The sequence below is a fragment of the Thermodesulfobacteriota bacterium genome, from assembly GCA_040756475.1.
Taxonomy (GTDB): domain Bacteria; phylum Desulfobacterota; class Deferrisomatia; order Deferrisomatales; family JACRMM01; genus JBFLZB01.
The window spans coordinates 40,840-48,881 of sequence record JBFLZB010000011.1 but is presented as its reverse complement, the minus strand read 5'-3'; the positions used below and the strand labels follow the sequence as shown (position 1 = coordinate 48,881).

The window sequence follows — 8,042 nt, the reverse complement described above, 5'->3', positions numbered from 1 at the left end:
AAGTCCACGATGAGGCTCACGTGGGTCGCGGCGCCCGTGCCGTAGGCCGGGTGGCAGTTGGCGCAGGCCGTCTCGCTCGCCGTGCCGAACTGCGGCCCCCAGGCGTCGGCCAGGTGGGCCCGGTGGTTGCCGGTGGAGAGGTACGTGCCCACGGTCGTGTCGGTGGTGTCGGTGTCGTGGCACATGCCGCACGCGCCGTCCCCCGGCTGCCAGACGGGGGCGGTCTTGCTTCCGCTCACCACGGCAAAGGTGGCGCCGTGGCAGTAAAGGTTCGAGCAGGTGTTGTTGATGTCGTTGAACGAGGTCGAGTCGAGGCTCGTGTCCACAGGATTGCCCGCCTCGGCCACCGGGTTCCAGCTATCGAACCGCACTTGCACCCGGTTGTCGATGTTGGGCGCAACCAGGCTGTCCCACTGGTCGGCCGAGGTGATCGCCCCGCCGGTGCCGCTGTTGTGGGCAGAGCCGTTGTGGCACTTGGCGCACTCGAAGCCCTTGTTGGGCACCGCGGCCTCGCTGCTCGGCCGGCCCACGTGCACGTCGTGGGGGGAGCTCATCCGGTGAGTCCCCGCGATGAAGGGCAGGCCCGGGTAGCTGTGGCAGCCGTTGCACTGGAGCGCCATGAGGCCGTCGGCGGTGGCCAGGTTCGAGTCCTGGTTGTGGATGTGGCACGAGGCGCAGTTGTTGCCCCGCTCGTCGCGGTTGTAGGCTGGCGCGGCGTGGTTGCCGTCCGCGTTGTGGGTCATCGGGTAGCCCGGATTCGCGGTGTTCGTGTGGCACACGGCACAGATGTCGTCGCTGTTGGTGCCCTGGGTGTCGTTGTACGAGAAGTTGCCGGTGCGCCCCTCGAAGCGGACTCCCGAGACCGACACCGCCCCGGTGATCCGCACCGTCGGGTTCATCATGAAAATGTTGTAGCCGGTGCCGTTGGCCACCATTCCGTGAGGCTCGTGGCATTGATCGCAGGCCGTGGTGAATTGGGCCTCGAGGCGGGCCGCGTAGCCCTGGTTCGAGTGGGTGTTGACGTCCTTCTTCGTCGCCGGCGAGGCTCCGGTTGTGGAGTGGCAGGCCTGGCACGCCTGGGTCACGTTGGACGCCGCGGCCCCGTTGATGGTGCTGCGCATGCGGTTGCCGGCGTAGGTGGTGTCATTGGCATGGTTCACGTGGGTCGACCCCAGGTCGTGGCAGTCGCCGCAGGGCCGGTTGCCCGGGGTGTTGTTCGAGACCGGATAGGCCCCCAGGGCAGCCGGCCGGCTGTGGCCGCGCACCTCGGCGCCAAAGTTGGTGCCGTCGCCGTACACCGCGGGCGCCCGAACCTTGGGGTCTGCGGCCGAAGCGCCACCCGCCTTGGACCAGGCGGCGTCGGCAGCGTTGTGGCAGGTGAGGCAGTCGAGCTGGTAGGCCCCGTTGGACCAGTTGGCCTTGGCCAGCACGGTCCCCACTCCCCCACCGGGGAGCGAGGCGGTGGTGACAGTGGCGGTGGAGTGGCAGTAGTTGCAGCGGTCGGTGCTGGTGGCGTCGGGAGCGCCGGAAGGGGCCGACGCGCCCAGTACGGCGTACGGGGAGACCGTCTGATTGTTGTTGACGAAGTCCACCTTCCCGTCCACGTGGGTGGACGTGGGCGAGCTGGCTCCCGGATTCGTGGCCCCATACATTTCCGTGCCGATGTGGCAGGACGTGCACTCCGATGTCACGGACGCCGCATTGTGACAGGCATTGCAGCCGTCCCCCGCGTGCGTGTTCGAGAGCCTTGGCCCCCTGTCCGGCTTGTAGTGCACCGGATGATTCCCACCCGATACTTCCTTCAGCGCGGTAGCATTGCTCCCGAAGCTTCCGTGGCACGTGCCGCAACTGCCCGTAGTGTAATCGTTCCAGTTGGGTGTTTGGTTTGTTCCGCCGTTCCCGAGGCCGTCGCCGTGGCAATAGAAGCTCGAGCAGGTGCCGAAGGTGCCGGTGCCAAACTTGACCGGCGGGGACGAGCCGAGCGAGTAGGACTCGGTGCGGGTACCCCCGGGATCGAGGGTCCCGCTAAAGTCGAGGTTCACCGCCCCGGATTGGTGCGCCATGTTCGTCCCGTGGTTGGGATGACACAGGGTGCAGGCGTATCCACGCCCCGGCGGAAGAGCGGCGCTCGAGCTCACGTGAGCAGGGTGCACGTTGGGAAGGGCCGCCCCCGCCGTTCCCGACCCATGGCAGTTGGAGCAGGTCGCCACCGCCAGGGGCTGGAACCAGCCGTCGCCGTCCGCCGTGGGGGTACCCGTCGTGGGGGTCGTCACCCGGTAGTGGCAGTCCACCGTGGAGCAGCTCTTTCCTCCTGCCGTGACGGCGTTGTTGTATGTATCGGTCGTCAACCCGTTCGCGGCGCCGGTAATGGTCAGGAACGACGTCCCGGTGTTCTGGGGGTCGCCGTGCACGTCGGCAGTGCTCGCCAGAGACCCTGCCGTGTTGACCTCGTGGTTGGCGCCGCCGGGGTTCGGGTGGCACGTGGCGCAGGTGGTGTTCTTCTGCGCCGTGGTGGGCGACGCCCCGAACCGGGCCACTGCGACCGCGTCGATGTGCTGCTGGTGGTCCGCGAGCCGGTTGGGATAGGCGGTTCCGTGGCCGCCGCTGCCGGCGGGCACGCTGTCGGGCCACCAGTTGCCGTTGCCCTCGGAGGCCAGACCGCCGCCGTGGCACCCGGTGCAGCTCCCCCGGAAGCTCTCCTTGTGGTCGTGGCACGACAGGCACGCCGCGCCCCAGTTGTGGTTGTTGGGGAGCGTGGTGTTCGCGTGGGCCTGCGCCGCGTCGGCGTGGCAGCGGTCGCACACGCCGTCGTCGGCGGCGCTCGTGGGGTCGAGCCCGGTCTCCGCGAGGAGCGTCACGTTCGTGGCCGAGGCTCCCATGCCGTCGACGATGGTCGTCTTGATCATCGCGACGTTCGACGTCCCGTGGGGCTCGTGGCACACGACGCAGGAGTAGTTGTAGGCCGGATTCCCGGCGTAGCGGCCGGTGACCGAAGAAGCGTGGGCGCTGGCCTCCACCGTGGCGTCGCGCCCGAGCACCGGACCGGGTGCCGACTGCCCCGGCGCATGGCAGTCCGCGCAGGCGGTCTGGGCCGTCAATGCTCCCACCAGGCGGTCCTGGTCGTCGAGGGCGTGGCTCACGTGGGTCTTGGCCTCGTCGTGGCAGACGGCGCACCCGTAGTTGGGGGCCGGGTTCCCGGTGGCCGAGAACGTTCCGCTACGCCCGTGGCCGCCGTTGTCGGCGGCGTAGTACGCGTCCTTGCCCGGGGCCCGGACGTTGGAACTGGGCGTACCCGCTCCGCCCGCCTTGGACCACGAGGGGTTCGCCGCGTTGTGGCAGGTGACGCAGGCGAGCTTGTAGGAGGCGTTGCTCCAGTTGGCGGGCGTCTTGGCGAGCGCCACGCCGCTCAAGGTCTGCCCCACCGCCACGGCCGTGGAGTGGCAGTTGTCGCAGGCGGGCGATGCGGCCAGGGTGTTCGGCACGTAGGGGTCGAAGGCCGGGTTGGGGGCTGGGTAGGTGAGCACCCCGTTTCGGAAGTCGACGGTGCCGTCCGCGTGGCTCCCCGTGGGCTGGTTGGCCCCGACGCCCGACATGTGGCAGGAGGTCGTGCAGTTTTCCAGGATGTTGTGGCAGGCGTTGCAGCCGCCCTGGGCGTTGCCGGGATGGGGGTCGAGCCGGGGCCCCACCGAGACCGCGGCGACGCCGCTCGCGTCGTACTGCTGGAAGTGCACGGGGTGATTTCCCGACGTGACCGGCGGCCGGGCAGTCCCGCCCGAGTTGAAGGGGCTCCCGTACACGCCGTGGCAGGTGCCGCACGCGCCGTGGGCGGCCGTGCCCCAGTTGGGGGCATTGGCAACGGCGCCGTTGGGGAAGTTGCCGTGGCAGTACAAGCTCTGGCAGGTGGCGAACGTCCCGGTGCCGAACTTCACCGCGGTGGTCCCCGTGGGCAGGGCGTTGTAGGTCTCGGCGCGGGGGCCGCCCGCGGCCGGATCCAGCGTGGTGGCGAAGCTCCAGTTGACGGCGCCGTCCTGGTGGCTCGTGGAGTACGCGGCGTTGTTCACCCCGCTCGGGTGGCAGTACCAGCAGCCGTAGGCCATGCCGGCAGGGGTCCCGGCGGGGGCGTTCACGTGGGCGGGGTGGGAGTTGGGAAGCGCCGCTCCCGCGGTGCCCGAGCCATGGCAGTTGGAGCAGGTGGCCATGGCCAGGGGCTGGTACCAGCCGTCGCCGTTCGCCGTTGGGGTGCCCGTGGTCGGGGTGGTGACCCGGTAGTGGCAGTCCACCGTGGAGCAGGTCTTGCCGCCCGCGGCAATCGAACTGTTGTACGCTCCCTGTGCGGCCTGGGTCGCCCCCGTGATGGTCCGGTACGTGGACGCCGCGGCGCCCGCGCGCCCGTCGCCGTGGAGGTCGGCGGGGGCGTTCCAGGTGGCCTCGAAGTGGGCGGCCTCGCCCGTGCCCGACCGGGAGGCGCCCGGGTTGGGGTGGCACCAGGCGCAGGTCTGGTTCTTCTTCTGCGTCTCGGTGGCGCCCGAGAGCGTTGCCGCGTTGACCGCGTAAATGGCGTCGATGTGCTGCTGGTGGTCGCCCGGGCGGTTGGGGTAGTCGCTCCCGTTCTGGGCGGTGCCGTCGGGCCACCAGGTGCCCGCAACGGGGTTGCCGTGGCAGCCGGTGCAGGTGCCCACGAAGCTCTGCTTGTGGTCGTGGCAGCCCACGCACGAGAGTCCCGTCGCACCCTGGTTGTGGTTGTCCGGGTGGCTCGTGTCGGGATGGGGCCGCACCTCCCCCGAAGACCGGTGGCAGGCGTCGCACGCGCCGTCGTTGGCGGCCGTGGTCGGATCGAGGCCGCGAAGATCGGTCGCCGAGGAGTCGAAGGCCGCGCCTACCGCCACCGGATTGCTCGTCCCCCCGAGCTGCCCGTCGAGGGAAGGCTTCACCATGGCGAGCTTGGGCGTGCCGTGGGGGTTGTGGCAGTCGGCGCACTGGTAGCCGGGGCTCGTGGCGTAGTTGGCGCTGTTGCCGTAGGCGGGATAGGCCGTGGGCGCCAGGGCGCTGGTGTTGTATCGGCCCGTGACGCCCCCCGAGTGCACGGTGGCCTCCCGGGTGGCGTCGCGACCCAGGACGCCGGCCAGGGTCTGCCCCGGCCGGTGGCAATCGAGGCACACCTCGCTCACCGCCGTGGTATAGGCCAGCCCGTCGGAGGAAACCGCCAGGAAGCGGTTGTCGCCCAGGGCATGGTTCAGGTGCGCCAGGGCCGTATCGTGGCAGACCGCGCAGCCGAGATTCGCCGCCGGGGCACCGGTGGCGTTGTAGGTGCCGCTGGGCTTTCCGTGACCCACCAGGGAGTAGTAGGTGTCGACGCCCGGGGCCTGGACCTTGGGATCTGCCGCGAGCGGCCCCGCGGCCTTGGACCACGCCGGCCCGGCCGCCGCGTGGCACGTCTCGCAAGAGAGCTTGTAGGTGCCCGTGGCCCAGTTCTGCTTGGCCAGCACGGTGCCGCTCAAGGTCTGGCCGACGGCCACGGCAGTGGCGTGGCAGTAGTTGCACCGGTCGGTGCTCGAGCCGTCTAGGGGCGCGACCGGCGCCGTGAGCCCCAGGAGGCTCGCGGTCACGACGGAGGTGTCGACGTTGGCAAAGGTCTTCCCGCCGTCCACGTGGGTGGCGGTGGCGAGCGCGCTCCCTGTGTGGCAGTTGTCGCAGGCCGTGGCCGCGTTGGGCGTCCACACGGGGCCATAGGCCGCCGTGAGGTGGGCCGGGTGGTTCCCGGTGGAGATCGAGGTAGCCGGGGTCGCGTCCACCGTGGTCGCATCGTGGCAGGTGCCGCAGGCGCCGGTGGCGGCCGTTCCCCACACGGGCCAGTTGGGGGCGACCGTCCGGGTTCCTCCGGCGTTGAGTGTGGCGCCGTGGCAGTAGAGGGTGGCGCACGTGCCGCCCGTCACCCCCGACGCGCCGTCGGTGTAGACGCCGCCCGCCGGGATGCCCGGCACCAGGGAGAAGTCGAAGGCCACGATGTCCGTTGTATTCAGCGTCCCCCTGGCGTGGGTGCCGCTGTAGGTGTTGGCCGCCGCGTTCTCGTCGGCGTGGCAGACGCGGCAGGAATACCCCTTGGCTGCGGCGTTGTCATGCTTGTAATGGCTTCCCCCGTCGGGATTGGCCGCGGGCGAGGCCGCGTGGCAGCCCAGGCAGTCCACGATGGGGGCGTAGGCGTTGACCCAGACGGGGGCGTTGTTCGTGGCGGTGTCGCTCTTGCCGGTGATGCCCACCCCCGTCCCCACCGGGCCGCTGTCGGGGTTGTGGCAGCGCAGGTTCGAGCAGGTGTTGGTACCGGAGTCGTAGGTCGGAACGAGGGCCCCGACTCCGGGATTGAGGGAGGGATTGAAGGCTACGTCCACCGTGCCGGCGGGAATCGGAATACCCGTGTTTCCGAGCCAGTTTGACTCGTTGTGGGTGTTTCCGAAGTGGCAGAGGTTGCAATTGCTGGTGCCGTAGATGGCCACGTGCAGTTCGTGTACGCCCACCGCGTCCGGGTTGTCCACGAAGGGGTCGCTCCCGGTAGGGGGGTATCCGTGGCAGTCGGCGCAAGCCCCCGCTCCCCCGAACCCAGCCCCAGGGTCGATGATACTGTGCTTGTGGCAGCCCTGGCAGTTGCTGCCGACCGCCTGGTTGCCCACAAGACTCTGGCCGTGCTCGGCGCCCCAGGTGCCGAAGTAGGTCGTGAGGGGCCACACCTCGTGGCCGCTCACATTTTGCACCCCGAAGTGGCAGTCGCGGTTGTCGCACACCCCCCGGGTCGAGCCCCCGGCCCCAGAGGTATCCGCCGCCCGCCAGAAGTCGTAGTTGGGCACCGTGTCGTGGATGCCCGAGACCTGGAAGATGGTCGTGTCCTGGGGCGCGGCGACCGGCACCTGCCGGCGCACCATCATGATGTTGTGGTCCACCCCCGACCCCATTCCCTGGCCGTGGGGCTCGTGGCAGTCGAGGCAGCCCGCCGTGGCCATGTGGGAGGTGAACCCGGCGTGGCACGTGGTGCAGACGCTGAGCATGGACTTTCCCGTGCCCATGCCCGAGAGCCCGGAGGGCACCGGGAGGCTGAAGCGCTTGTCCGCGCCTGTCCAGTCATGGGCCTTCGTACTCTCGTGGCACGAGAGGCAGTTGAGCGCGATGCTGTCGCCCCCGTAGCCGGTGGCCATCCCGTGGCCCCGCAGCATCCAGTCGCTTGCGGCCCCTCCGTCGTCCTGGGTGTGGCACGCGCCGCACCGGTCGGGGCTCACCCGGGTGGTGGGGTTGTCGGTGGGCTGGTTGGAGGTGGTGCCGTCGGTCCGCAAGACGATGAGGGAGGTGTTCTGGTAGCTGTTGTGCTTGCCGTGGCACGAGAAGCAGCCGGCGGTGGGCTGGCCGTAGATCGTCGTGGCCGCATAGGAATGGGCCGGGCTGGCGGCGTAGATGGTTCCGTAGGGCACGGGGGTGGCGCTTCCGTGGCAGGCGGCATTCCGGCACGTGGCCGCCTCCACCGCGGCCTCGTTCGCCGGGGTGCCGATCAGGCCGGAGTACTTGAGGTTGTTGGTCTGGCTCGCGTCCACGCCGTGGACCGTGGCGTTTCCCTGAGTATCGGTGACCACCCCTGCGCTAAGCCCCGTGTGGCAGTCCAGGCAGTCGAACGACGTGGCGTCCCCTCCGAATCCAGACCTCTCGTTGGCGGAATGCTTCGAGAGCGACGTGGCGTTGAAGTGGTCCCACACCCCCATCATCTTCGTTCGGTTCGTGACGGAGACCGCGTTCTTCTCGTGGCAGAAGAGACACCGGATGGCCGTGGACGACTCGGTGATGCCGAGATCGACGGTCTTCTGGGACTTCTTGATGAGCCGGGTTCCCACCACCATCTTCGACTGGCTCACGGCGTGGCAGTCGACGCAGAAGGAGCCGGGCGGGTAGTGTGTAGCGGCCCGCGCGGGCGAGCCCGCGGCGAAGAGGCACACCGCCGCGGCGAGAGCGCCTAGCCAGAAGGCTCCCGCAAGGCGTGCAATGGTGGGGCTGGTCGAGCTCGGCAT

1 protein-coding gene is annotated in these 8,042 nt (G+C 69.7%); it reads right to left on the bottom strand.

Annotation, left to right across the window (positions count from 1 at the left end; genetic code table 11):
* Positions 1 to 8,042 (bottom strand): CxxxxCH/CxxCH domain-containing protein (locus AB1578_03100; GenBank protein ID MEW6486885.1); only part of this gene is annotated, 8,042 nt, incomplete at its 3' end.